Annotated in this window: 19 protein-coding genes; 14 read left to right on the top strand and 5 right to left on the bottom strand. The window is 70.9% G+C overall.

The annotated features are described in order from the left end of the window. Positions 1-253 precede the first annotated feature (253 nt). Both Cba03nite_RS29960 and Cba03nite_RS29965 read right to left on the bottom strand, forming a co-directional pair. Positions 254-1567, bottom strand: a complete 1314-nt coding sequence (locus Cba03nite_RS29960; protein WP_203753351.1) for an NAD(P)/FAD-dependent oxidoreductase — start codon at positions 1565-1567, stop codon at positions 254-256. Then, positions 1564-2910, bottom strand: a complete 1347-nt coding sequence (locus Cba03nite_RS29965) for an aspartate aminotransferase family protein (protein ID WP_203753354.1) — start codon at positions 2908-2910, stop codon at positions 1564-1566. The genes Cba03nite_RS29960 and Cba03nite_RS29965 overlap by 4 nt, the downstream gene beginning before the upstream one ends. A 264-nt stretch (positions 2911-3174) precedes the next feature. On the opposite strand from Cba03nite_RS29965, the gene Cba03nite_RS29970 reads away from it, so the two are divergent. Next, a complete protein-coding gene (locus Cba03nite_RS29970) occupies positions 3175-4410 on the top strand; it encodes an ABC transporter substrate-binding protein (RefSeq protein WP_239126110.1) in 1236 nt (411 codons plus the stop codon). 67 nt (positions 4411-4477) lie between these two features. Here the strand turns inward: Cba03nite_RS29970 and Cba03nite_RS29975 are convergent, their stop codons facing one another. Beyond that, positions 4478-4972 carry an Lrp/AsnC family transcriptional regulator gene (locus Cba03nite_RS29975; RefSeq protein WP_239126118.1) on the bottom strand — a complete coding sequence of 165 codons (495 nt, stop codon included), beginning with the start codon at positions 4970-4972 and terminating at the stop codon, positions 4478-4480. A 280-nt stretch (positions 4973-5252) separates the two neighbouring features. Here Cba03nite_RS29975 and Cba03nite_RS29980 point away from each other — a divergent pair, with 280 nt between their 5' ends. The 8 genes from Cba03nite_RS29980 to Cba03nite_RS30015 all read left to right on the top strand — a co-directional run bounded on the left by Cba03nite_RS29980 (position 5253) and on the right by Cba03nite_RS30015 (position 15937). Beyond that, entirely contained in the window at positions 5253-6737 is a 1485-nt protein-coding gene (locus Cba03nite_RS29980; RefSeq protein WP_203753360.1) for a gamma-aminobutyraldehyde dehydrogenase, read from the top strand. A 48-nt stretch (positions 6738-6785) separates the two neighbouring features. Continuing rightward, positions 6786-8024, top strand: a complete 1239-nt coding sequence (locus tag Cba03nite_RS29985; protein ID WP_203753364.1) for a polyamine ABC transporter substrate-binding protein — start codon at positions 6786-6788, stop codon at positions 8022-8024. A gap of 3 nt (positions 8025-8027) precedes the next feature. Beyond that, a complete protein-coding gene (locus Cba03nite_RS29990; protein ID WP_203753366.1) occupies positions 8028-9113 on the top strand; it encodes an ABC transporter ATP-binding protein in 1086 nt (361 codons plus the stop codon). A gap of 1 nt (position 9114) precedes the next feature. After that, a complete protein-coding gene (locus Cba03nite_RS29995) occupies positions 9115-10038 on the top strand; it encodes an ABC transporter permease (protein WP_308442771.1) in 924 nt (307 codons plus the stop codon). Then, positions 10038-10871, top strand: coding sequence for an ABC transporter permease (locus Cba03nite_RS30000; protein WP_203753369.1), 834 nt, complete (start codon positions 10038-10040; stop codon positions 10869-10871). The genes Cba03nite_RS29995 and Cba03nite_RS30000 overlap by 1 nt, the downstream gene beginning before the upstream one ends. A gap of 156 nt (positions 10872-11027) precedes the next feature. Continuing rightward, positions 11028-12440 carry an NAD(P)/FAD-dependent oxidoreductase gene (locus Cba03nite_RS30005; RefSeq protein ID WP_203753371.1) on the top strand — a complete coding sequence of 471 codons (1413 nt, stop codon included), beginning with the start codon at positions 11028-11030 and terminating at the stop codon, positions 12438-12440. A 98-nt stretch (positions 12441-12538) separates the two neighbouring features. Next, the gene (locus Cba03nite_RS30010; RefSeq protein WP_203753374.1) at positions 12539-13801 is read left to right on the top strand and encodes a saccharopine dehydrogenase family protein; all 1263 of its coding nucleotides are present in this window, start codon (positions 12539-12541) and stop codon (positions 13799-13801) included. Between the two features lie 606 nt (positions 13802-14407). Continuing rightward, complete coding sequence (locus Cba03nite_RS30015; protein ID WP_203753377.1) at positions 14408-15937, top strand: vWA domain-containing protein; 1530 nt, start codon at positions 14408-14410, stop codon at positions 15935-15937. 184 nt (positions 15938-16121) lie between these two features. Here the strand turns inward: Cba03nite_RS30015 and gabT are convergent, their stop codons facing one another. Both gabT and Cba03nite_RS30025 read right to left on the bottom strand, forming a co-directional pair. Beyond that, positions 16122-17399: a 4-aminobutyrate--2-oxoglutarate transaminase gene (gabT, locus tag Cba03nite_RS30020; RefSeq protein WP_203753380.1), complete on the bottom strand. Its 1278-nt coding sequence runs from the start codon at positions 17397-17399 to the stop codon at positions 16122-16124. A 2-nt stretch (positions 17400-17401) separates the two neighbouring features. Further along, a complete protein-coding gene (locus tag Cba03nite_RS30025) occupies positions 17402-18832 on the bottom strand; it encodes a gamma-aminobutyraldehyde dehydrogenase (protein WP_203753622.1) in 1431 nt (476 codons plus the stop codon). Positions 18833-18915: 83 nt separating this feature from the next. Here Cba03nite_RS30025 and Cba03nite_RS30030 point away from each other — a divergent pair, with 83 nt between their 5' ends. From Cba03nite_RS30030 to Cba03nite_RS30050, 5 genes are all read left to right on the top strand, one after another. Continuing rightward, the gene (locus Cba03nite_RS30030; protein WP_203753383.1) at positions 18916-20349 is read left to right on the top strand and encodes an aldehyde dehydrogenase family protein; all 1434 of its coding nucleotides are present in this window, start codon (positions 18916-18918) and stop codon (positions 20347-20349) included. Positions 20350-20506: 157 nt separating this feature from the next. Beyond that, positions 20507-21886 (top strand): phosphomannomutase/phosphoglucomutase, encoded by a 1380-nt coding sequence (locus Cba03nite_RS30035; protein WP_203753386.1) that lies wholly within the window; start codon positions 20507-20509, stop codon positions 21884-21886. A gap of 39 nt (positions 21887-21925) precedes the next feature. After that, positions 21926-22111 carry a Trm112 family protein gene (locus Cba03nite_RS30040; protein ID WP_203753388.1) on the top strand — a complete coding sequence of 62 codons (186 nt, stop codon included), beginning with the start codon at positions 21926-21928 and terminating at the stop codon, positions 22109-22111. Further along, positions 22111-23313, top strand: coding sequence for an SIS domain-containing protein (locus Cba03nite_RS30045; protein ID WP_203753390.1), 1203 nt, complete (start codon positions 22111-22113; stop codon positions 23311-23313). The genes Cba03nite_RS30040 and Cba03nite_RS30045 overlap by 1 nt, the downstream gene beginning before the upstream one ends. A 43-nt stretch (positions 23314-23356) precedes the next feature. After that, positions 23357-24295 carry a cation diffusion facilitator family transporter gene (locus tag Cba03nite_RS30050; protein WP_203753393.1) on the top strand — a complete coding sequence of 313 codons (939 nt, stop codon included), beginning with the start codon at positions 23357-23359 and terminating at the stop codon, positions 24293-24295. Position 24296: the final 1 nt, after the last annotated feature.

A 24296-nucleotide genomic window follows, 5' to 3' on the forward strand; every position in this document is an offset into this window, starting at 1 on the left:
TGCGCCGCCGACGGGGCGGGCTTGGTGTTGGCCAAGATCGGTGGTTCGTGTCAGAACCTGCGGTCAGAGCCCAGGTTGTGACACGAGACAGCGATCATCGACCAGTCCGGCTGCTCCGGCCCGGACAACCCGCCTGCCGCACCGGCCCCACCAGGGTCGGACGCCCGGCCTGCCGCACCGGCTGGACCGGGGCCGGACGCCCGGCCTGCCGCACCGGCGACGTTAAGAAGGTGCCCTTCCTCTACGCATAGCGTTAAGAAGGTGCCCTTCCTTTTGTCAGGCGGTCGAGGGTGGCTACGGCGTGGAGGGCGGTGTTGATGCCCAGCCAGCGGAGGGGTTCGGGCTCCCAGCGGGGGGAGCGGTGGTTGACCCAGGGGAGGACGGTCAGCGGGGTCTCGTGGCCGGTGATGAGGTCGGCGAGGGTGCGGCCGGCCAGGTTGCTGGCGGCGACGCCGTCGCCGACGTAGCCGCCGGCCCAGGCCAGGCCGGTGGCGCGGTCGAGGCCGGCGGACGGGTGCCAGTCGCGGGCGATGCCGAGCGGGCCGCCCCAGGCGTGGGTGAGCCGCGCGCCGTCCAGGGCCGGAAACAGGCTGGTCAGGGTGTTCCGCAGGGCCAGGTGCACGGCCGGGACGCTGTCGTAGGACGGGCGGACCGCCGAGCCGAAGTGGTACGGGGCGCCGCGCCCGCCGAAGGCGAGCCGGTCGTCGGCGGTGCGCTGGCCGTAGATCACCAGCCGCCGGTGGTCGGTGAAAGTTTCGCGGCGGTCGAGCCCGGCCTCGTCCCAGAATGCCTTCGGCAGCGGCTCGGTCGCGATCATGAGGGAGTACACCGGCACCACGTCGCGCCGGTGACCGGGCAGGTCGGGCGTGTACCCCTCGGTGGCCCGGACCACGTACGGGGCCCGCACGGTGCCGTACGTGGTGCGCACGCGCCCCGGCGCCAGCTCCAGCGCCCGGGTCCCCTCGTAGATCACCGTGCCCTGCCGCTCGACGGTCGCGGCCAGCCCGCGGGCCAGGCGCAGCGGGTGCACCGCCGCGCAGTGCTCGGACCAGGTCGCGCCGTACACCGACGTCGCGCCGCAGCGGTCCAGCGCCTCGGCGCGGCCGAGCAGGTGCAGGTCGAAGCCGTAGGACGCGGCCAGCGCCGCCTCCGCCCGCGCCGCGCGCCACTGCGCCGCGCTGCGGGCCAGGTCCAGCGTGCCGCCCTTGGCCCAGTCGCAGTCGATGCCCTCGGCGGCCGCGACCGCGCCCACCTCGTCCACCGTGTCGATCATCGCCTGCTGGAACGCGATCGCGGCCGCCCGGCCGTGCATCCGCTCCAGCTTCGGCAGCGGGGTGGGCAGCAGCCCGGAGCACCAGCCGCCGTTGCGCCCGGACGCGCCGAACCCGGCGTGCGCGGCCTCGACGATCGCGATCCGCAGGCCCGGGTCGGCCCGGCGCAGGTAGTACGCCGTCCACAGGCCCGTGTAGCCCGCGCCCACGATCGCCACGTCGGCGTCCACGTCGCCGGGCAGGGGCGGGCGGGGCGCGCCGGCCCCGCCCGCGGTGTCGGACCAGAGGCTGGTCACAGCAGCGTCGCGGCCCGGGTGAGCACGTCGCGCAGGATCTGCTCCATCTCGTCGAACTGCTGCTGGGTGCAGGTCAGCGCGGGGGAGAGCTGGATGACCGGGTCGCCCCGGTCGTCGGCGCGGCAGTAGAGGCCCGCCTCGAACAGCGCACCGGACAGGAAGCCGCGGATCAGCTTCTCCGACTCCTCGGCGTTGAACGTCTCCCGGGTCGCCTTGTCCTTGACCAGCTCGATGCCGTAGAAGAAGCCCTCGCCCCGCACGTCGCCGACGATCGGCAGGTCGTACAGCTTCTCCAGGGTGGCCCGGAACGCGGGCGCGTTGGCGCGTACGTGGCCGGTCAGGTCCTCGCGTTCGAAGATGTCCAGGTTGGCCAGGCCGACCGCGCAGCTGACCGGGTGGCCGCCGAAGGTGATGCCGTGGGCGAACATCTGCCCGTCGGCCAGGAACGGCTCGATCAGCCGCTCGCTCGCGATCATCGCGCCGAGCGGCGAGTATCCCGAGGTCATGCCCTTGGCGGTGGTGATGATGTCGGGCTGGTAGCCGTAGTACTGGGCGCCGAAGTACTCGCCGAGCCGGCCCCAGGAGCAGATGACCTCGTCGGACACCAGCAGCACGCCGTAGCGGTCGCAGATCTCGCGTACCCGCTGGAAGTAGCCGGGCGGCGCGGGGAAGCAGCCGCCCGCGTTCTGCACCGGCTCCAGGAAGACCGCGGCGACCGTCTCCGGCCCCTCGCGCTCGATGGCGCGGGCGATCTCGTCGGCCGCCCACACGCCGAACGCCTCGTAGTCGTCGCCGTGCTCGGGGGCGCGGTAGAAGTTCGTGTTCGGCGCTTTGATGCCGCCGGGCACCAGCGGCTCGAACTCGGCCCGGAACGCGGGCACGCCCGTGATCGACAGGGCGCCCAGCGAGGTGCCGTGGTAGGCCAGGTAGCGGCTGACCACCTTGTGCCGCAGCGGCTGGCCGATCTTCTTGAAGTAGGAGCGGGCCAGCTTCCAGGCGCTCTCGACCGCCTCGGAGCCGCCGGTGGTGAAGAAGACCCGGTTGAGGTCGCCGGGGGTCAGGCCCGCGATCCGGTCCGCCAGCTCGACCGCCTTCGGGTGGGCGTACGACCACAGCGGGAAGTACGCCAGCTCGTGCGCCTGCTTGGCGGCGGCCTCGGCGAGCTCAGAGCGGCCGTGCCCGGCGTTGACGGTGAACAGGCCGGCGAGGCCGTCGAGGTAGCGCCGACCCTTGCTGTCCCAGACGTACGCGCCCTCACCTCGCACGATCGTCGGCACGTCGCCGTCGCGGTAGGCGGCCATGCGGGTGAAGTGCATCCAGAGGTGGTCGGTTTCCTTGCCCATCGTGAGGCCTCACTCATCCGTACGTTGCGGCAGTGCCTACGGTTATCGCATACGTCTTCGAGATACGGCAACCCTCTCCGTAGTATTTTCGCACATGACCTACGGATTTCGTGGTCATGTCGGTGAGGTTCGCGCCCGTCCGCGCCCGGCGGGCGGTTTGTGAGCCGTCCCACCGGACCGGGCACGGCGCGGGGTGGTTTGGGCACAATTGCGGGTCGCCCACCTGCGGGGCATCGCCGCCCCGCCCGCCGAGAGGTGCCTCGATTGCGTGCTCGTTCCCTGTCGACCCCGGCCCGTGCCCTGCTCGCCGCCGCCCAGGCCACGCCGTCGCGGCGCCGCCTGCTCAAGGGCGCCCTGGCCGGCGGCGCGATCGCCGCGACCGGCGCGGCGATGGCCGCCTGCGGCACCCGCGGCGTGCCCGGCACCGTCGCCACCAGCGCCGCCGCCTGCGTCACCCCGGACGTGTCCGCCACCGAGCGCACGGTGGCGTTCTCCAACTGGACGCAGTACCTCGACGTCGACGAGAACGACTCCTCGCGCCACCCCACGCTGGCCGCGTTCCAGGCGAAGACCGGGCTGAAGGTGTCGTATACCGAGGACATCAACGACAACAACGAGTTCTTCGGCAAGATCCGCACGCAGCTCGCCGGCTGCCAGACCATCGACCGCGACATCGTGGTGTTCTCCGACTGGATGGTCAACAAGTTCCTGCGGCACGGGTTCGCGCAGCCGCTCGACGCGGCGAAGATGGGCAACTACCACCGCAACCTGCTGCCCTCGCTGAAGGCGCGGCCGTACGACACCGAGCTGCGCTACGCGGTCCCGTGGCAGTCCGGCCTGACCGGGATCGCGGTCAACACCCGGGTGGCCAAGGAGGTGCGCAGCATGGACGAGCTGCTCACCCGCCCGGACCTCAAGGGCCGGGTGACCGTGCCGATGGAGATGCCCGACACCATGGGCCTGCTCATCGCCTCGCTCGGCAAGAACCCGGCGGACTTCACGCCCGAGGACTTCGACGCGGCGCTGGAGAAGCTGCGCAAGGCCGTCGAGTCCGGCCAGATCCGCCGCTTCACCGGCAACGAGTACGTGCAGGACCTGGCCAAGGGCGACGTCGCGGCGGCGGTGGCCTGGTCCGGCGACGCGATCCAGCTCGGCTTCAACGACGAGAAGATCAAGTTCGTCACGCCGGAGGAGGGCCTGCTGATCTGGTCGGACGCGGCGGTGATCCCGGTGACCGCGAAGCACGCCGGCAACGCCATGACGCTGCTGGACCACTACTACGACCCGAAGGTCGCCGCGGAGCTGGCCGCCTGGGTCAACTACGTGTGCCCGGTGGCCGGCGCCCAGGAGGAGATGGTCAAGATCGACCCGGAGCTGGCCGAGAGCAAGCTGATCTTCCCGGACGCGGCGATGCTGGCGAACGTGAAGGCATTCGCCCCGCTCAGCGAGTCCGAGGAGCGCGAGTACCAGGCGAAGTTCTCCGCCGTCATGGGCGTCTGAACCACCTGATGGGCAAAGCTCCCGTCGTGCTGCCGGACAGCATGGCGGGAGCTTCGCCGTGCGGGGGCTAGGCGGTGCCCCAGGAGTACGTCTGCTTGCGGAGCTTGAGGTAGACGAAGACCTCGGCGGCCACGACGCCGTCCACGGCGCGCACCTCGTGCAGGATCTCCAGCAGGTGGTCGTCGTTGCGGCAGACCACCTCGCATAGCAGGTCGTACGAGCCCGCGGTGATCACGACGTAGTCGACCTCGCCGATCGCGGTGATCCGGTCGGCGATGCCCTCCAGGTCACCCGTGGTCCGGACGCCGATCATGGCCTGCCGGCCGAGGCCGAGCTGGAGCGGGTCGGTGACCGCCACGATCTGCATGACGCCCGCGTCGATGAGCCGCTGTACGCGCTGGCGTACCGCCGCCTCGCTGAGGCCGACCGCCCGGCCGATGGTCGCGTACGGCCGTCTGCCGTCTTCCTGCAGTTGCTCGATGATCTGCTTGGCGATGTCGTCGAGCAGCGCGTGGTTGGCATGGTTCAGTTGAGGGTGACGGCGGATGACGGCGCGCGGCACGGCCGGTTCGGCGGGCGTCGGCAATGAGGCCTCCTGAGGCGTGTCAGATAGGGGGATCGACCAGGGGTGGGGATCCGACCCGGGCATCGTATCGCTACGTGGCAGACGATTCCGACACTTGGCGGACGTTCGCGTAACGGAAACGTCATGTGCACGCGACATGGGATGTCGGAATTCGTAGCCGCCCCCCGTATTCGCCACGGAATCCCTTGTCATGTGGCGCAGGTCATGTCAGGATCGTCGCGCCGCAGGTTGTCAACCAGCCGACAAAGGGGGCGATATGGCAGGCTTCTCGCCGAACGTCATCGGTGACCGTCTGGCCGACGGAAGCTCGGGTGAGCCGTTCGCCGTGGTCAACCCCGCCGACGGTAGCACCGTCGCCGAGTATGTACTCGCTGGTCAGGAAGACGTCGATGCCGCGGTGGCCGCGGCCCGCGCCGCGTTCGGCGGCTGGTCGGGCGCGACTCCGGGGGAGCGCTCCGGCGCGCTGCACCGCCTCGCCGGGATCCTCGCCGACCGCGCCGCGGATTTCGTGGCGGCCGAGGTGTCGCAGACCGGCAAGCCGGTGCGGCTCGCGGCGGAGTTCGACGTGCCCGGCACCGTCGACAACACCGCCTTCTTCGCCGGTGCGGCACGTGATCTGGCGGGCAAGGCCGCGGGGGAGTACTCGGCCGACCACACCAGCTACGTGCGCCGCGAGGCGATCGGCGTGGTGGGCTCGATCTCGCCGTGGAACTACCCGCTGCAGATGGCCGCCTGGAAGATCCTGCCCGCGATCGCCGCGGGCAACACCATCGTGCTCAAGCCCGCCGAGCTGACCCCGCTGACCAGCGTGATGTTCGCGCAGGCGTGCCTGGACGCGGGCATCCCGCCGGGCGTGGTCAACGTGGTCACCGGCCGCGGCGCCGTGGCGGGCGCGGCCCTGGTCGGCCATCCCGAGGTGGACATGGTCAGCTTCACCGGCTCGACCGCGGTGGGCCGCCAGGTCGGCGCGACCGCCGCGGGCGCCGTGAAGCGGATCCACCTGGAGCTGGGCGGCAAGGCCCCGTTCCTGGTCTTCGACGACGCCGACGTGGAGGCCGCCGCGCAGGGCGCGGTCGCCGGATCGCTGATCAACAGCGGGCAGGACTGCACCGCGGCCACCCGCGCCTACGTGCAGCGCCCGCTCTACGACCGCTTCGTCGCGCGGGTCGCCGAGCTGTTCGAGGGGGTACGCCCCGGCGACCCGCTCGACCCGGCGACCGACATCGGCCCGCTGATCAGCGTCGCCCAGCGCGACCGGGTGGCGGGGTTCGTGGACCGGGCCCGCGCCGCGGGTGCCAAGATCGTGACCGGCGGGCGGGTGCCCGAGGGCCTCGGGCACGGTGCGTTCTACGCGCCGACCCTGGTCGTGGACGCCGCCCAGGACAGCGAGATCGTGCGGCAGGAGGTATTCGGCCCGGTGCTGGTCGTGCTGCCGTTCGACGCCGACGACGAGGGTGTGGCCCTGGCCAACGACACGCCGTACGGCCTGGCGGCGAGCGTGTGGACGCGCGACGTGCACCGCTCCCTGCGGGGCACGCGCGAGCTGCGCGCCGGGTGCGTGTGGGTCAACGACCACATCCCGATCATCAGCGAGATGCCGCACGGGGGTTACCGTCGCTCCGGCTTCGGCAAGGACATGTCCACGTACTCCTTCGAGGAGTACACCCAGCTCAAACACGTCATGTACGACCGTACGGCGGTGGCCGCCAAACCGTGGCACCGCACCGTCTTCAGCCAGTGAGCAAGTGATACCGCGCCTGTAACCCCTCCAGCAGTGAAGGAACTTCCGATGCCTCGTCGCATACCACTCTCCCCGCAGGCCCAGGCCGTGCTGTCGGCGATGCCGTCCCGCCGCAACGTGCTGCGCGGATCCCTCGCCGCCGGCGCCTTCGCGGTGGCGGGCGGGGCGCTGGCCGCCTGCGGCACCAAGGGCACCAACGGCAACGCCACCGGTGCGCAGTCCGAGGGCCCGCGATGCACCACCCAGGACCTGTCGGCGACCGAGCGCAAGGTGCTCTTCTCCAACTGGCCGGAATACATCGACGAGGACGAGAAGAACGCGGAGATCCGGCCCACGCTGGTCGCGTTCAAGGCGAAGACCGGCATCGACGTCGAGTACACGGCCGACATCAACGACAACAACGACTTCTACGGCAAGATCCGCCAGCAGCTCGCGGCCTGTCAGACGATCAACCGCGACATCGTGGTGTTCACCGACTGGATGGCGGCGACGTTCATCCGCAACGGCTTCGCCCAGAAGTTCAGCCCCGACAAGGTGGCCACGTTCGCCAAGAACCTGGCCCCGTCGCTGCGCGGCCGCCAGTTCGACCCCAACACCGAGTACGCCGCGCCGTGGCAGTCCGGCCTGACGGGCATCGGCGTGAACACCGGCGTGACCAAGGAGGTGCGTACGGTCGACGAGCTGCTGACCCGCCCGGACCTCAAGGGCAAGGTCACCTTCCTGACCGAGATGCACGACACCATGGGCTTCATGCTGCTGTCGATCGGCAAGGACCCGGGCAACTTCACCGCCGCCGACTTCGACGCGGCGCTGGAGAAGCTGAAGGGCGGCGTCAGCTCCGGCCAGATCCGCCGCTTCACCGGCAACGACTACGTGCAGGACCTGGCCAAGGGCGACATCGCGGCGTGCATCGCGTGGTCCGGCGACGTGATCCAGCTCGGCTTCGACAACCCGAAGATCAAGCTGATCACGCCGGACGAGGGCATGATGCTCTGGTCCGACAACATGCTGATCCCGGTCACCGCGACGCACGCGAGCAACGCCCAGGCGCTGATCGACTACTACTACGACCCGAAGGTCGCCGCCGAGCTGGCCGCGTACGTCAACTACGTGTGCCCGGTGGCCGGCGCGCAGGAGGCGATGAAGGACATCGACCCCGAGCTCGCCGAGAACCCGCTCATCTTCCCCGACGCCGCGATGCAGGCGAAGACCAAGATCTTCATGCCGCTGACCGAGGCGCAGGAGAAGGAGTACCAGGGCAAGTTCCAGGCAGCGATCGGGGCGTGACAGGTGTCGGACCAGGATCTCCGCATTGAGAACGTCACCAAGACGTTCGGCGGCTTCACGGCCGTCGACGACCTCACCCTGACCATTCCGGACGGCTCGTTCTTCGCGCTGCTGGGCGCCTCCGGGTGCGGCAAGACCACCACGCTGCGCATGGTGGCGGGTCTGGAGGAGCCGACCGCCGGGCGGATCACGCTCGGCGGGACGGACATCACCCGGACGCGCCCCTACAAGCGGCCGGTCAACACCGTGTTCCAGAGCTACGCGCTGTTCCCGCACCTGAGCGTCGCGGACAACGTGGCGTTCGGGCTGCGGCGCAAGGGGGTGGGCAGGAAGGACGCCGACCGCAAGGTCGCGGAGATGCTCGACCTGGTCCAGCTCGGCGGCTACGGGCCGCGCCGCCCGGCGCAGCTGTCCGGTGGGCAGCAGCAGCGGGTGGCGCTGGCCCGCGCCCTGGTCAACAGCCCCGAGGTGCTGCTGCTGGACGAGCCGCTGGGCGCGCTCGACCTGAAGCTGCGCCGGCAGATGCAGATCGAGCTCAAGCGCATCCAGACCGAGGTCGGCATCACCTTCGTGCACGTCACGCACGACCAGGAGGAGGCCATGACCATGGCCGACACGGTCGCGGTGATGCAGGCCGGGCGCATCGAGCAGCTGGGCGCGCCCGCCGAGATGTACGAGTTCCCCGCCTCGGCGTTCGTGGCCAACTTCCTCGGCCAGTCCAACCTGATCCCGGCCGAGGTGACCGGGCACGCCGACGGCGACGTCACGGTCGACGCGCACGGCAACCGCCTGGCGCTGCCCGCGGCCCGCTGCCGGGTCACCTCCGGCAGCGCGCTGCTCGGCGTACGCCCGGAGAAGCTGCACCTGTGCGACGGGCTGGACGCGGTGCCCTCGGGCCATGCCGCGGTGCGGGGCGTCATCACCGACACGTCGTTCACCGGCGTCTCGACGCAGTACCTGGTGCGGGCGCCGTGGGGCAGCGAGCTGACCGTGTTCGTGCCGAACTCGGGCCTGGCCTCCCCGGCCGCGCCGGGCGCCGAGGTGGCGGTGCACTGGCTGCCCGCGCACTCCTTCCTCGTGGGGAGCTGACGTGGCGGCCCTCCTCCCCACCGCGTCGGCCGGCGGCGCCGTGTCCGCCGAGGTCCCGGTCGAGCCGCCGGCCGGGATGCGGCGGCGGCGCTGGATCCCGTACGCGCTGCTCGCCCCGGGCATGCTGTGGCTCGCGGTGTTCTTCGTCTACCCCGTGGTCCAGCTGTTCATGGCGAGCCTGTGGAACCCTGCCGGGTCGATCGAGACCGGCTACGTGTTCGACTGGTCGTGGAGCAACTACGCCGACGCGTGGGAGATGTTCCACGTCCAGTTCCTGCGCTCGCTCTGGTATGCGCTGATCACCACGGTGATCTGCCTGGCCCTGGGCTACCCGCTCGCGTACGCCATCGCGATCAAGGGCGGGCGCTGGAAGAACCTCATGCTGGTCGGCGTGATCGCGCCGTTCTTCACCAGCTACCTGGTGCGCACCTACTCGTGGAAGGCGATCCTGTCCGACAGCGGGCCGGTGGTCGACTTCCTCAAGTGGGCCCACCTGCTCGGGCCGGACGGACGGCTGCTGGCGACCGAGTTCGCGGTGATCGCGGGCCTGGTCTACAACTTCCTGCCGTTCATGGTGCTGCCGCTCTACGCCAGCCTGGACAAGCTGGACGTACGGCTGCTGGAGGCGGCGCGCGACCTCTACCACGGGCCGGTGCGCAGCTTCCTGCGCGTGACGCTGCCGCTGTCGCTGCCGGGCGTGGTGGCGGGCACGCTGCTGACGTTCATCCCGTCGGCCGGCGACTACGTCAACGCCAACCTGCTGGGCGGGCCGAACACGCAGATGATCGGCAGCGTGATCCAGTCGCGGTTCCTGGTGGTCAACGACTACCCGATCGCGTCGGCGCTGTCGGTGATGCTGATGGTGACGATCCTGGTGCTGGTGACGGTCTACGTCAGCACCGCCGGCACGGACGAGGTGGTCTGATGCACGCGCTGTGGCGCTGGCTCGCCGACAAGTGGGTGCTCCTGGTCGGCCTGCTGATCCTGCTGTACCTGTTCGTCCCCATCGCGGTGATCTTCCTGCTGTCGTTCAACCAGCCCGGCAGCCGCAACACGACCTACGTGCTCGACCTCCAGACGTTCGACTTCACCTGGAACAACTGGACCGACATGTGCGGCGCGGCCGGGATCTGCGACGCGCTGCTGCGCAGCATCTACATCGGGTTCGGGGCGACGCTGATCTCCACGATCCTGGGCACGCTCATCTCATTCGCGCTGGTCAGGTATCGCTTCTTCGGGCGTTCGGGCACGAACACCCTGATCTTCCTGCCGATGGCCACGCCGGAAATCGTGATGGGCACCTCGTTGTTGACCCTGTTCATAGGGTGGCAGGTGCCGCTGGGCTTCTTGACGATCCTCATCGCGCATGTCATGTTCTGCATATCGTTTGTGGTGGTCACCGTGAAGGCACGGCTGGCCGGGCTCGATCCGAGGCTGCAGGAGGCGGCGATGGACCTGTACGCGACGCCGTGGCAGGCGTTCCGTCTGGTCATCCTGCCGCTCGTGCTGCCCGGCATCGTGGCCGCCTCGCTGCTGGCGTTCTCGCTCAGCTTCGACGACTTCATCATCACGAACTTCGTGACCGGCACCAGCGGCTACGAGACCTTCCCGATGTTCATCTGGGGGTCCAACCTGCGCGGCATCCCGCCGCAGGTCAACGCCATCGCCAGTGCCATGTTCCTGATCTCGTTCGCGTTCGTCATCGCGGGCCAGCTGCGCAACCGCCGCCGCTCCGCCCGCCGCGCGGCGACTTCCTAAGTCTCTGAACGGCCGCCGACCCGGCCTCCACGCCTGATTCGTGGAGGTGCCGGCTCGGCGGCCGTTTGGCATCCCCGGACATTCCGTTTATCAGGGGATTAATCAGGAAAAAGGAGCGTCACCCGCTCCCGGGTAATAGAAGGAGGAGATCGGCTCATGCGGGCCAAAGGATCAAAACTGTGGGCGTCGGCGCTTGCGGATGCGTCGCCGACGCCGTACTGGACGGACCGGCCCGAGCGGCCGGCACCCGTGCCCCCGCTGACCAGCGCGACCACCGCGCAGCTGGCGGTGATCGGGGGCGGCTACAGCGGCCTGTGGACGGCCCTGCTGGCCAAGGAGCGCGACCCGTCGGCCGACGTGGTCCTGCTCGAATCGGGGGTGTGCGGCCACGCCGCCTCCGGCCGCAACGGCGGCTTCTGCTCCGCGAGCCTGACCCACGGGCTCGCCAACGGGGTGGACCGCTTCCCGGACGAGATCACCGAGCTGGAACGGCTCGGCCGGGAGAACCTCGACCAGATCGAGGACACGCTGGGCCGGTACGCCATCGACTGCGACTTCGAGCGCACCGGTGAGCTGGAGGTGGCCACCTCCGCGTACCAGCTGGACTGGCTGCACGAGTCGGCGGAGCTGACCCGGTCGATGGGTTACCGGGCCGAGGTGTTCGACCGCGACCAGGTGCGGGCGCAGGTCGACTCGCCCACCTACCTGGGCGGCTGGTGGGATCGCGACCGGGTGGCCATGGTCGACCCGGCGAAGCTGGCCTGGGGCCTGCGCCAGGCGTGCCTGTCGCTGGGCGTGCGCATCTACGAGGGCACCCCCGTCCTCGGGCTGAGCAGCGGGCGCGACGGGCTCACCCTGCGCACGCCGCACGGCGAGGTGCGCGCGGCGAAGGTCGCGCTGGCGACCAGCGCCTTCGGGCCGCTGCTGCGCAAGCTCAAGCGCTACCTGATCCCGGTGTACGACTACGCCCTGATGACCGAGCCGCTGTCCCCGGCGCAACTCGGTGACCTGGGCTGGGCCAACCGGCAGGGGCTGGGCGACTCCGCCAACCAGTTCCACTACTACCGGCTCACCGCGGACAACCGGATCCTGTTCGGCGGCTACGACGCGATCTACCACTTCGGCAACCGCATCGCGCCCACCCTCGAACAGCGAGAAGCCACCTTCGACCGGCTGGCCGAGCACTTCTTCACCACGTTCCCACAGCTGGAGGGGCTTCGCTTCACCCACAGCTGGGGCGGGGTGATCGACACCTGCACCCGGTTCTGCGCCTTCTTCGGCACGGCCTTCGGCGGGCGGCTGGCCTACGCGGCCGGCTACACCGGGCTGGGCGTCGGGGCGACCCGCTTCGGCGCGCAGGTGATGCTCGACCACCTCAGCGGTGCGGCCACGGCGCGGACGGAGCTGGACTTCGTCCGGTCCAAACCCTGGCCGCTGCCCCCGGAGCCGCTGCGCTCGCTCGGCATCCAGCTCACCCGCTGGTCGCTGGCGCGCGCCGACGAGCACCAGGGACGGCGCAACCTCTGGCTGCGCACGCTGGACCACGCCGGGCTCGGCTTCGACTCCTGACCCCCCGTCCCGCGTCCCTCCGTGGGGACGCGGGAGAAACACAACTGAATGACGCACCTTTCGTGGCAAATGTCCGCCACGACGTTGAAGGGACTTTTATGCGTATCCTGCTGGTCGGCGCTGGTGGCGTCGGCAGTGCAGCAGCCGCCATCGCCGCTCGCCGTGACTTCTTCCAGCTCATGGTCGTGGCGGACTACTCCCTGGAGCGGGCCCAGCGCGCCGTCTCCGGGCTCGACGACCGCTTCGTGGCGGCCCGGATCGACGCGTCGCAGGCCGGCGACGTGGCCGAGCTGTGCCGCACCCACGGCATCACGCACGTGCTGAACGCGGTCGACCCTCGGTTCGTGATGCCGATCTTCGACGGCGCCTTCGAGGCCGGCGCGGACTACCTCGACATGGCCATGTCGCTGTCCCGCCCGCACCCCGTCGAGCCGTACGCCAAGACCGGCGTGATGCTCGGCGACGAGCAGTTCGGCAAGGCCGTCGCGTGGGAGGCGGCCGAGCGGCTCGCCCTGGTCGGCATCGGTGTGGAACCCGGCCTGTCCGACGTCTTCGCCCGCTACGCCGCCGACCACCTGTTCTCCGAGATCGACGAGATCGGGGTGCGGGACGGTTCCAACATCACCGTGGACGGGTTCGACTTCGCGCCGTCGTTCTCCATCTGGACCACCATCGAGGAGTGCCTCAACCCCCCGATCGTCTGGGAGCGCGAGCGCGGCTGGTTCACCACCGCCCCGTTCAGCGAGCCCGAGGTGTTCGACTTCCCGGAGGGCATCGGGCCGGTCGAGTGCGTCAACGTGGAGCACGAGGAGGTGCTGCTCATCCCGCGCTGGGTCGACGCGCGGCGGGTCACCTTCAAGTACGGCCTCGGCACCGAGTTCATCGAGATCCTGAAGACGGTGCACAAGCTCGGCCTCGACTCCACCCGGCCGATCGCCATCGGCGGCGGCAAGACGCAGGTCATGGTGTCGCCGCGGGACGTGCTGGCCGCGCAGCTGCCCGACCCGGCCACGCTGGGCTCCCGCATGAAGGGCAAGACCTGCGCCGGGACCTGGGTCAAGGGCAAGGGCCTGGACGGCAAGGCCCGGGAGCTGTACCTCTACCACGTCGTCGACAACGAGTGGTCCATGCGCGAGTACGGCCACCAGGCCGTGGTGTGGCAGACCGCGGTCAACCCCGTGGTGGCGCTGGAGCTGCTGGCCGGCGGCGCGTGGCAGGGCACCGGCGTGCTCGGCCCCGAGGCGCTGGACCCCGTGCCGTTCCTGGACCTGCTGACGGCGTACGGCTCGCCCTGGGGCATGCGCGACCAGCAGCCGTTCCGGGCGCTGCCCCAGCCCGCCCGGGAGCAGATCGCGGCCTGACCGGCCGAGTGACTTTGCTCTGCACACAAATACGCATCAGTGCGTATTTGTGTGCAGAGCAAAGCGGGTCGGGCCGGTTGACAATTCCGTTGCCGGACAGCGGGCGGCGACCTAGCCTGATTGTCGCGTCTTCCGGTGCGCAGGCAGCGGATACTTCTTCCTGATCAGCGGGTCGCGGGTTCGAATCCCGCTCGGGCCCTTCGGGTCCGGTAGCTCAGCTGGCAGAGCAGCCGACTGTGCCGCAGCCGACTTCGATCTCGGAAGACGCTCACACGGCCGACGCGGTGCGCCGGTGACGGTTACACCATGGAGGCCGCCTGTGCGGCCTGTGAAGTGACCCGGTGACGGGCACCGTCGCCACCTCGATCTCGCGTCGGCCGTGTCACGTCTCCGCAGCGCCGCCGGGCTAAATGCGTTGCCGCGCAACGGGGCCGGACCTAGATTCATCTCCGCACCTCCCGGTGCGCTGGCAGCGGTTACTTCTTTGGGTGAAGCCGGTTCGATCCCGGCAAGACCGCCGCCGACCTGATCTCGGGAGGCGCGTCTCCCTTCCCGTACCCCATGGGTGGGTTTCGCGCGCCCGCCGAACCCCTTGGGGGAGGGGACATGGCAAAGTTCAACCTCGCGACGCTGGTGAAGCGCCCGGCCGGCAAGACCGCCGAAGGCGCGCCCGGCTACGACCGCGAGCCGAGGCTGGAGCTGTTCCTGCTGGCGGTCTCGAACATGGTCGGCGAGCAGACGTTCTACGAGCACGCCGGTGACCGCGACACCCGCTTCCGCGAGCTGATCGCGAAGGTGGCTGTGGCCGACCCGGCCTGGTTCGCGCGCTTCGTGCCTTGGCTGCGGCTGGGCGCCAACCTGCGCAGCGCCTCCGTGGTGGCCGCGCTGGAGGGTGCGAAGGCACAGGTCGCGGCCGGCATCCCCGGTTCGCGGGCGATGGTCGACGCCGCACTGCAGCGGGCCGACGAGCCCGGCGAGGCGCTGGCGTACTGGCTGTCCACGTACGGCCGGGCGCTGCCCAAGCCGGTGAAGCGCGGTGTAGCCGACGCGGCCGTGCGCCTGTACCACGAGCGCAGCCTGCTCAAGTACGACTCCGACAGCCACGCGCTGCGCTTCGGTGACGTGCTGGAGCTGACCCACCCCACGGCGCGCGACGCGGCGCAGGGTGAGCTGTTCCGGCACGCGCTGGACCGGCGCCACCAGCGGGACAACCCGATCCCGGAGGCGCTGGGCGTGCTGCGGGCCCGGGCCGAGCTGATGGCGCTGCCGGTGGCGGAGCGCGCGGCCGTGCTCGACCCGCGGGTGCTGGCGGCTGCCGGGATGACCTGGGAGGCGCTGGCCGGCTGGCGGCAGGGGCCGCTGGACGCGGCGGCGTGGTCGGCGATGATCCCGTCCATGGGCTATCTGGCGCTGCTGCGCAACCTGCGCAACTTCGACCAGGCCGGGGTGGGTGACGAGGTCGCGGAGGCCGTGGCGGCGAAGCTGTCCGATCCGGACGAGGTGGACCGGTCGCGGGTGCTGCCGATGCGCTTCCTGTCGGCGTACAACGCGGCGCCGAGCCTGCGCTGGGCGTACCCGCTGGAGAAGGCGCTGCAGTTCGCGCTGGGCAACGTGCCTCGGCTGGACGGCCGCACGCTGATCCTCATCGACACCTCGGGGTCGATGAACAGCACCTTCAGCCGTGACGGCTCGCTGCGCTGCTGGGACGCGGCCACCATGTTCGGGCTGGCGCTCGCGGCACGGGCGAAGGACGCGACGGTGGTGTCGTTCTCCAACGACACGAAGGTCTTCGACCTGCGTGCGGGGGAGTCGGTGCTGTCGGCGGTGAAGCGGTTCAAGGACGGCGGCTGGTTCTTCGGCGGCGGCACGTCGACCGAGCACGCGGTGCGCAAGCACTACGCGCGCCACGACCGCGTCGTGATCCTCACCGACGAGCAGGCCCACTGGGGCGGCGCCGCCGACGTGGCCGCCTCGGTGCCCGCGACGGTCCCGGTCTACACCTGGAACCTCGCCGGCTACCGCCTCGGCCACACCCCCGTCGCGGGCCGCCGCTACACCTTCGGCGGCCTCACCGACGCCGCCTTCACCATGATCGGCCTGATCGAGTCCGGCGAGTCGGCCACCTGGCCCTTCTGAGGAAAGGAAGGGCACCTTCTTAACGCTATGCGTAGTAGAAGGTGCCCTTCTTAACCTCCGCATCCGCCGTGGCGCTTCCGGAGGGCTGCCGCAGAGCGCATGATCGCTGGTTCGTGTCCAAATACGTGGCTTGACTTGCGCTTTCTGACACGAGACGGCGATCTTGACCCGGCGGCTCTTCCTTTTAGGCGGTGGTGGCGAGGGCCTGGTCGAGGATGGTGAGGCCGCGGTCGAGTTCGTCGTCGGAGATGACGAGCGGCGGGAGGAAGCGGAAGACGTTCCCCCAGGTGCCGCAGGTCAGGGTGAGCAGGCCGGCGGCGTGGCAGACCTTGTTGACCGCGCCGGTCAGGATCGGGTCGGGGTCGAGCGTGCCGGGCTTGGTCAGCTCGATGGCGATCATCGCGCCGCGGCCGCGTACCTGCGCGATCTGCGGGTACTTGTCGGCCAGCGTGGTCAGGCGCTCGGTGAGCACCCCGCCGATGCGGCGGGCCGCGGCGGCCAGGTCCAGCTCGCGCATGGTCTCGATGGAGGCCAGGGCGGCGGCGCAGGCGATGGGGTTGCCGCCGTACGTGCCACCGAGCCCGCCGACGTGCACCGCGTCCATCACCTCCGCGCGGCCGGTCACCGCCGCGAGCGGCAGGCCGCCCGCGATGCCCTTCGCCGTGGTGATCAGATCGGGCACCACCTGCTCGTGCTCGCTGGCGAACCAGTCGCCCGTACGGCAGAACCCGGTCTGGATCTCGTCGGCGACGAACAGCGCACCGTTGGCCGAGGCCCAGGATGCGAGCGCGGGCAGGAAGCCGGGCGCGGGGACGACGAAACCGCCCTCGCCCTGGATCGGCTCGATCACGATCGCGGCCACGTTCTGCGCCCCGACCTGCGTCGTGATCACGTCGATGGCGCGGGCGGCGGCCTGCTCGCCGGTGAGGCCGTCACGCAGCGGGTACGACATCGGCGCGCGGTACACCTCCGGCGCGAACGGGCCGAACCCGTGCTTGTACGGCATGTTCTTCGCGGTCAGCGCCATGGTCAGGTTCGTCCGGCCGTGGTAGCCGTGCTCGAACACGATCACCGCCTGCCGCCCGGTGGCGTACCGGGCGATCTTCACGGCGTTCTCGACGGCCTCCGCACCGGAGTTGAACAGCGCGGAGCGCTTCTCGAAGCCGCCCGGCGTGAGCGAGTTGAGCTGCTCGCACACCGCCACGTACGACTCGTACGGCGTCACCATGAAGCAGGTGTGCGTGAAGCGCTCGACCTGCTCGCGTACCGCCGCGACGACCGCCGGGGCGCTGTTGCCCACGTTGGTGACGGCGATCCCGGCCGCGAAGTCGATCCACTCGCGCCCGTCGACGTCGGTCAGCGTCCCGCCGGAGGCGCGGTCCACGTAGGAGGACAGCACGGAGCCGACGCCGCGGGCGACGGCTCCGGTGCGCCGGGCGTGGATCTCGGAGGATGTGCTCACGATCATTCCCCGATGCTGTGCATGACGTGCTTGATCCGGGTGTAGTCCTCCAGCCCGTAGGCCGACAGGTCCTTGCCGTACCCGGACTGCTTGAAGCCGCCGTGCGGCATCTCTGCCACCAGCGGGATGTGCGTGTTCACCCAGACACAGCCGAAGTCCAGCCGCCTGCTCAGGCGCATCGCGCGGCCGTGGTCGGCCGTCCACACGCTGGAGGCCAGGCCGTAGCGGCAGTCGTTGGCGTAGCGCAGCGCCTCGGCCTCGTCGGCGACCTTCTGCACGGTGATGACCGGGCCGAACACCTCGTCGGTGACGATCTCGTCGCCCTGGAGCAGGTCTGCCACGACGGTCGGGGCGAAGTAGAAGCCCCGGTCGCCGACCCGCTCGCCGCCGGTGGTGACCCGGGCGTGCGCGGGCAGCCGCTCGATGAAGCCGGTGACCCGGGCGAGCTGGTTGACGTTGTTCAGCGGGCCGTAGAGCACGTCCTCGTCGTCGGGCGCGCCGGTCTTGAGGTTGCGGGCCTGCTCGGTGAGCGCGTCGACGAAGGCGTCGTACGCCCCCTCGGTGACCAGCACCCGGGTGGCGGCGGTGCAGTCCTGGCCCGCGTTGAAGAACCCGGCGATGGCGATGCCCTCGGCCGCGGCGGCCACGTCGGCGTCGTCGAACACCAGGACCGGGGCCTTGCCGCCCAGCTCCAGGTGGGTGCGCTTGAGCGCGGGCGCGGCCGAGGCGGCGACCTCGGAGCCGGCGCGGGTGGAGCCGGTGATGGAGACCAGCGCCGGGGTCGGGTGCGCGACCAGGGCGCGGCCGGTGTCCCGGTCGCCGCAGACGACGTTGAGTACGCCCGGCGGCAGGAACTCGGCGGCGATCTCGGCCAGCAGCAGTGTCGACATCGGCGTCGTGTCGGACGGCTTGAGCACCACCGTGTTGCCCGCCGCGATCGCCGGGGCGAACTTCCACACGGCCATCATCAGCGGGTAGTTCCACGGCGTGACCTGCGCGACCACGCCGATCGGCTCGCGGCGCACGTAGCTGGTCAGGCCGGCCATGTACTCCCCGGCGGAGCGGCCCTCCAGCAGCCGGGCGGCCCCGGCGAAGAAGCGCAGCTGGTCGATCGCGGGCGGCAGCTCCTCGCTCGCGGTCAGGTGCAGCGGCTTGCCGGTGTTGCGGCTCTCCAGCGCGACCAGCTCGTCCGCCCGCGCCTCGACGGCGTCGGCGATCTTCAGCAGGGCCTTCTGGCGCTCGCTCGGCGTGGTGTCCCGCCAGCTCTCAAAGGCGGCGGCCGCGGCGGCCATGGCGTCCTCGACGTCCTGCTTGCCGGAGACGGGCGCGCTCGCGAGCACCTCGCCGGTGCACGGGTCGACCAGGTCGGCGTAGCCGCCATCCACGGGGGCCACGTACTTTCCGTTGATGAAGTTGGCCAGTTTCTCTGTCATCGGTGGCATAGCGCTATCCTCGCGACGAAATCCGCAACCAGCAAGGGTCTTGAGCAACTGTTTTCGTGCAGTAGGGTGGGCATATGGCCGATCAGACCCCGTACTGGATCGCGGGCTCCCCGGAGTCGAGCGACGACACCGTCGTCATCCGTAACCCCTACGACGGGCGGGTGGTCGGTCAGACCGCCAACGCTACGCCTGCGCAGGTCGAAACCGCGGTCGCCGCAGCGGCCAAGGCCGCGCCGGAAGGCGCCCGGCTGCCCGCCGCCGCCCGCGCCGCCGCCCTCGACCACGTGAGCCGCCGCCTGACCGAGCGGGGCGACGAGATCGCCGCGCTGATCTCCGGCGAGAACGGCAAGCCGCTGATGTGGGCCAAGGCCGAGCTGGGCCGGGCCGCGTCCACCTTCCGCTGGGCCGCCGAGGAGGCGCGCCGCTTCTCCGGCGAGCTGATGCGGCTGGACACCGACCCGGCGGCCGCCGGGCGGATGGCGGTGGTGCGCCGCTTCCCGAAGGGCCCGGTGCTGGGCATCAGCCCGTTCAACTTCCCGCTGAACCTGGTCGCGCACAAGGTCGCCCCGGCGATCGCGGTCGGCGCCCCGATCGTGGTCAAGCCCGCCCCGGCCACCCCGCTGTCCGCGCTGCTGCTCGGCGAGCTGCTGGCCGAGACGGACCTGCCCCCGGGCATGTTCTCCTTCATCCCGCTGCCCAACGACCGGGCGGCGGCGCTGGCCGCCGACCCGCGGCTGCCGGTGGTCTCCTTCACCGGGTCGGGGCCGGTCGGCGCGGCGATCCAGGCGGCCGTCCCGCACAAGCACGTCACGCTGGAGCTGGGCGGCAACGCCGCGGCCGTGGTCTGCGGCGACTACCGCGACCTGTCCTGGGCAGCGCAGCGCATCGCGCTGTTCAGCAACTACCAGGCGGGGCAGAGCTGCATCGCGGTGCAGCGCGTCATCGTGCACCGCGACCAGGCGGAGGCGTTCGTGCCGAAGCTGGTCGAGGCGGTGCGCGGGCTGAAGACCGGCGACCCCGCCGCGGCCGACACCCAGGTCGGGCCGCTGATCAACGAGGCGGCGGCGGAGCGGGTCGAGAGCTGGGTCGGCGAGGCGGTGGCCGCCGGGGCACGGGTGCTCGTGGGCGGCACCCGCGACGGCGCGAACTACGCCCCGACGGTGCTGGCCGACGTGCCCGCCGACGCGAAGGTCGCCTGCGACGAGGTGTTCGGGCCGGTGCTGGTGGTGTCCGTCGTCGACTCCGACGAGGCCGCGTTCGCGGCCGTCAACGACTCCGCCTACGGATTGCAGGCGGGCGTGTTCACGTCCGACCTGCAGACGGCGTTCGCGGCGCACGCGACGTTGCAGGTGGGCGGGGTGATCGTGGGTGACGTGCCGTCGTTCCGTGCCGACCAGATGCCGTACGGCGGGGTGAAGGGCTCCGGCACCGGCCGCGAGGGCCTGCGCAGCGCCATGGACGACTACACCGACCCCCGAGTGATGGTGCTCACGGGCCTCCAGCTCTGACCGCCCACATCGCGACAGTTCTCCCAGGCTGCCGCCCCCGTGCTGCGACGACGGCGCGGGGGCGGCGTTTCGCGTGTCGGGTGGCGCGCGCGCCGATCCTGGGTACGTAACGTGCGGTGGTTAGGGTGAGGCGTTTGGTCGAGATTGAGGAGAAGCCGTGTCTGACCTGTCCCAGATCGTCAAGGCGTACGACGTCCGCGGCACCGTGCCGGACCAGCTGAACGAGCCGGTGGCCGGCGCGCTGGGCCGGGCGTTCGCGCAGACGCTCAAGGACCTGGGCGAGGACCGCGGCACCGTCGTCGTCGCGCACGACATGCGCGAGTCCGGCCCCGCGCTGGTGAAGGCCTTCACCGACGGGGTACGCGCCGAAGGCGTCAACGTGGTCAACGCCGGTCTCGGCTCGACTGACCTGCTGTACTACGCCTCGGGCATCCTCGACCTGCCCGGCGCCATGTTCACCGCGAGCCACAACCCGGCCCAGTACAACGGCATCAAGCTGTGCTTCGCCGGAGCCAAGCCGGTGGGCCAGGCCAGCGGCCTGTCCGCGATCCGCGAGCGGGCGCAGCGGCTGCTCGACTCGGGCGAGGCGCTGCCCGCGCCGAGCGGCACGATCGAGTCGCGCGAGATGCTGGCCGACTACGCGGCGCACCTGCGCACGCTGGTGGACCTGAGCGGGATCCGGCCGCTGAAGGTGGTCGTCGACGCCGGCAACGGCATGGGCGGGTACACCGTCCCCGCGGTGCTGGGCGACGCGGTGCTGCCCGCGCTGCCGCTGGACATCGTGCCGCTGTACTTCGAGCTGGACGGCTCGTTCCCCAACCACGAGGCCAACCCGCTGGAGCCGGCGAACCTGGTCGACCTGCAGGCGGCGGTGCGTGAGCACGGCGCCGACCTGGGACTGGCCTTCGACGGCGACGCCGACCGCTGCTTCGTGGTGGACGCCGAGGGCGCGCCGGTGTCCCCGTCCGCGGTGACCGCGCTGGTCGCGACCCGCGAGCTGGCCAAGTACCCGGGTGCCACGATCATCCACAACCTGATCACCTCGGCGGCGGTGCCGGAGATCGTGCGCGAGCAGGGCGGCGTCCCGGTGCGTACGCGGGTGGGCCACTCCTTCATCAAGGCGGAGATGGCGAGCACCGGCGCGGTGTTCGGCGGCGAGCACTCGGCGCACTACTACTTCCGCGACTTCTGGGGCGCCGACACCGGCATGCTGGCCGCGATGCACGTGCTGGCGGCGCTGGGCGAGCAGGACGGCCCGCTGTCGGAGCTGGGGCGGCGCTACGAGCGCTACCTCTCCTCCGGCGAGATCAACTCGGTGGTGGCCGACCAGGGCGCGAAGCTGGCCCAGGTGCGCTCGCACTTCGCCGGGGAGCAGCAGGACGAGCTGGACGGGCTGACGGTCTCCTTCGCCGACGGCGCCTGGGTGAACCTGCGCGCGTCGAACACCGAGCCCCTGCTGCGGCTGAACGTCGAGGCCCCGACGCAGGAGCGGATGTCGCAGCTGCGCGACGAGGTGCTGAAGCTGGTCCGTGGGTAGGCTGTTCCTCGCTCAGCCGGCGATCTGAAGGAGCCTGACGTGTCGCTCGCCCCGCAACTGCTCGAAGTGCTCGCCTGCCCGGCGGAGGACCACGCCCCGCTGCGGCACGACCCCGACGCGCAGACGCTGACCTGCACCTCCTGCGGCCGGGTGTACCCGGTCCGGGACGGCCTGCCGGTGCTGCTGCTCGACGAGGTGCTCGACGCCCCGGCGGCGGGTGAGTGATGGGCGCTCCGATCGACGGCGCCGCGGGCGTACGCGGCAACCGCTTCTTCGACGAGGCGCTGCTGGACAACGCACCGGCCCTGGCCGCGCGCGACCCCGGGGGGATGCTCCGGGCGATCGCGTCTGCCGGGGCGCAGGTGCGCGAGGCGACCTCGCTGACCGCCGAGGTGGACCTGACGCACCTGGCCGACGAGGGCAGGCCGCGGGCCGTGGTCGTGGTCGGCGCGGGCACCGCTGCGCGTACCGGCGACATCCTGACCACCATCGCGGGACCGCGCTGCCTGGTCCCGGTGCTGACCCACCGCAGCGTGGACGTGCCGGGCTGGATCGGCGCGGCCGACGTGGTGCTGGCCGTGTCGGCGTCGGGCCGCTCGCCGGAGGCGCTGGCCGTGGCCGAGGCGGCGGGCCGCCGTGGGGCCCGGCTGATCGGCATCGGCGCGCCCGGCTCGCCGCTGCAGTCGGTGGCCGAGCGCTACCGCGCGCCGTTCATCCCCGTGCCGCGGCGCGGCGCGGCGCGGGCGAACCTGTGGGGACTGACGGTCCCGGTGCTGCTCACCGCGCGTGCCCTGGGCCTGGTCAAGGTCAACGAGGCGGACCTGGCGGAGAGCGCGACCCGGCTGGACCAGGAGGCCGACCGCTGCCGCCCGACCGCCGAGACGTTCGTCAACCGGGCCAAGACGCTGGCCCTGAACCTGGCCGGCTCGGTGCCGGTGATCTGGGGCGACTCGCCGCTGGCGGCGGTGGCGGCGGTGCGCTTCGGCGACATGCTGTCCGCCAACGCCCGTTATCCCATCGTGACCGACGCGCTCGGCGAGGCCGGGCGCGGCCGGGTGGGCCTGCTCGACGGCGTGTTCGGCGCGCTGGCGGCGGCCGAGCGGGACATCTTCGCTGATCCTGACCTTGACGGCGTGACCGAGGACCCCTCGCGTCTGCGCGTGGTGCTGCTGTGCGACGGTGGTCTCGCCGACGAGAACAGTGCGGCGCAGACGACGGACCGGCGAGCCGAGGTGGTGCAGGACATCGCGGCGAGGCGCGGGATCGAGGTGGACGTGCTCACCGCCGAGGGCGGATCGGCGCTGGAGCGGTTCGCCTCACTGGTCGCGGCGACTGACTTCGCCTCGGTCTACCTCGGCCTCGGGCATGGCCTGGATCCGATGGCGGTGCCGGCCGTCACGGAGCTGAAGGAGCAGTTGCGCAAGTGAGCAGGCGAGGCGAGCTCAACAACTACATGTACGGAGCGCGGGCGTGAGCGCGGGCGGCGGGACCAAGGCGATCGTCGCGGCGCTGCTGGCCAACCTGGGCATCGCGATCACGAAGTTCATCGCGTGGGCCCTGTCCGGCTCGTCGTCGATGCTGGCGGAGGCGATCCACTCGGTCGCCGACTCGGGCAACCAGGTGCTGCTGCTGTTCGGCGGCCGCCGGGCCCAGCGGGCGGCGACGCCGCTGCACCCGTTCGGCTACGGCCGGGAGCGTTACATCTACGCCTTCATCGTTTCGATCGTCCTGTTCAGCGTGGGCGGTCTGTTCGCGATCTACGAGGCGGTGCACAAGTACGAGGAGGCGATCCACTCGCCGACCAAGGGCGCGATCACCAGCTGGCAGTGGCTGCCGGTGACCGTGCTCGTCGTCGCGATCATCCTGGAGTCGTTCTCCTTCCGGACCGCGATCGTCGAGTCGAACGCCATCCGCGGCAAGGCGTCGTGGAAGGAGTTCGTCCGCCGGGCCAAGGCACCGGAGCTGCCGGTGATCCTCCTGGAGGACCTCGGCGCGCTGGTGGGCCTGATCTTCGCCCTGATCGGCGTGTCGATGACCCTCATCACCGGCAACGGTCTCTGGGACGCCGCGGGCACTATGATGATCGGCCTGCTCCTGGTGGTCATCGCGATCATCCTGGCGATCGAGACGAAGAGCCTGCTGCTCGGCGAGTCGGCGACCGACGAGGACGTCAAGGCGATCGCCGCGGCGATCGTGGACGGCCCGGAGGTGGAGCGCGTGATCCACATGCGCACCCTGCACCTCGGCCCGGAGGAGCTGCTGGTCGCTGCCAAGATCGCGGTCCGGCACGACGAGACCGCGGACGAGGTGGCCAAGGGCATCGACGCGGCGGAGGCCCGGATCCGGGCGGCCGTGCCGATCGCCCGGGTGATCTACCTAGAGCCGGACATCTACTACCAGAAGGGCTGAG

It is taken from the genome of Catellatospora bangladeshensis (assembly GCF_016862575.1).
GTDB classification, from domain to species: domain Bacteria; phylum Actinomycetota; class Actinomycetes; order Mycobacteriales; family Micromonosporaceae; genus Catellatospora; species Catellatospora bangladeshensis.

Coding starts and splice junctions, on each gene's coding strand:
- Cba03nite_RS30005 (WP_203753371.1), top strand. CDS start 11,028: ATGCGGGCCAAAGGATCAAAACTGTGGGCGTCGGCGCTTGCGGATGCG.
- Cba03nite_RS30000 (WP_203753369.1), top strand. CDS start 10,038: ATGCACGCGCTGTGGCGCTGGCTCGCCGACAAGTGGGTGCTCCTGGTC.
- Cba03nite_RS30030 (WP_203753383.1), top strand. CDS start 18,916: ATGGCCGATCAGACCCCGTACTGGATCGCGGGCTCCCCGGAGTCGAGC.
- Cba03nite_RS30010 (WP_203753374.1), top strand. CDS start 12,539: ATGCGTATCCTGCTGGTCGGCGCTGGTGGCGTCGGCAGTGCAGCAGCC.
- Cba03nite_RS30045 (WP_203753390.1), top strand. CDS start 22,111: ATGGGCGCTCCGATCGACGGCGCCGCGGGCGTACGCGGCAACCGCTTC.
- Cba03nite_RS29965 (WP_203753354.1), bottom strand. CDS start 2,910: ATGGGCAAGGAAACCGACCACCTCTGGATGCACTTCACCCGCATGGCC.
- Cba03nite_RS29985 (WP_203753364.1), top strand. CDS start 6,786: ATGCCTCGTCGCATACCACTCTCCCCGCAGGCCCAGGCCGTGCTGTCG.
- Cba03nite_RS30015 (WP_203753377.1), top strand. CDS start 14,408: ATGGCAAAGTTCAACCTCGCGACGCTGGTGAAGCGCCCGGCCGGCAAG.
- Cba03nite_RS29980 (WP_203753360.1), top strand. CDS start 5,253: ATGGCAGGCTTCTCGCCGAACGTCATCGGTGACCGTCTGGCCGACGGA.
- Cba03nite_RS30025 (WP_203753622.1), bottom strand. CDS start 18,832: ATGACAGAGAAACTGGCCAACTTCATCAACGGAAAGTACGTGGCCCCC.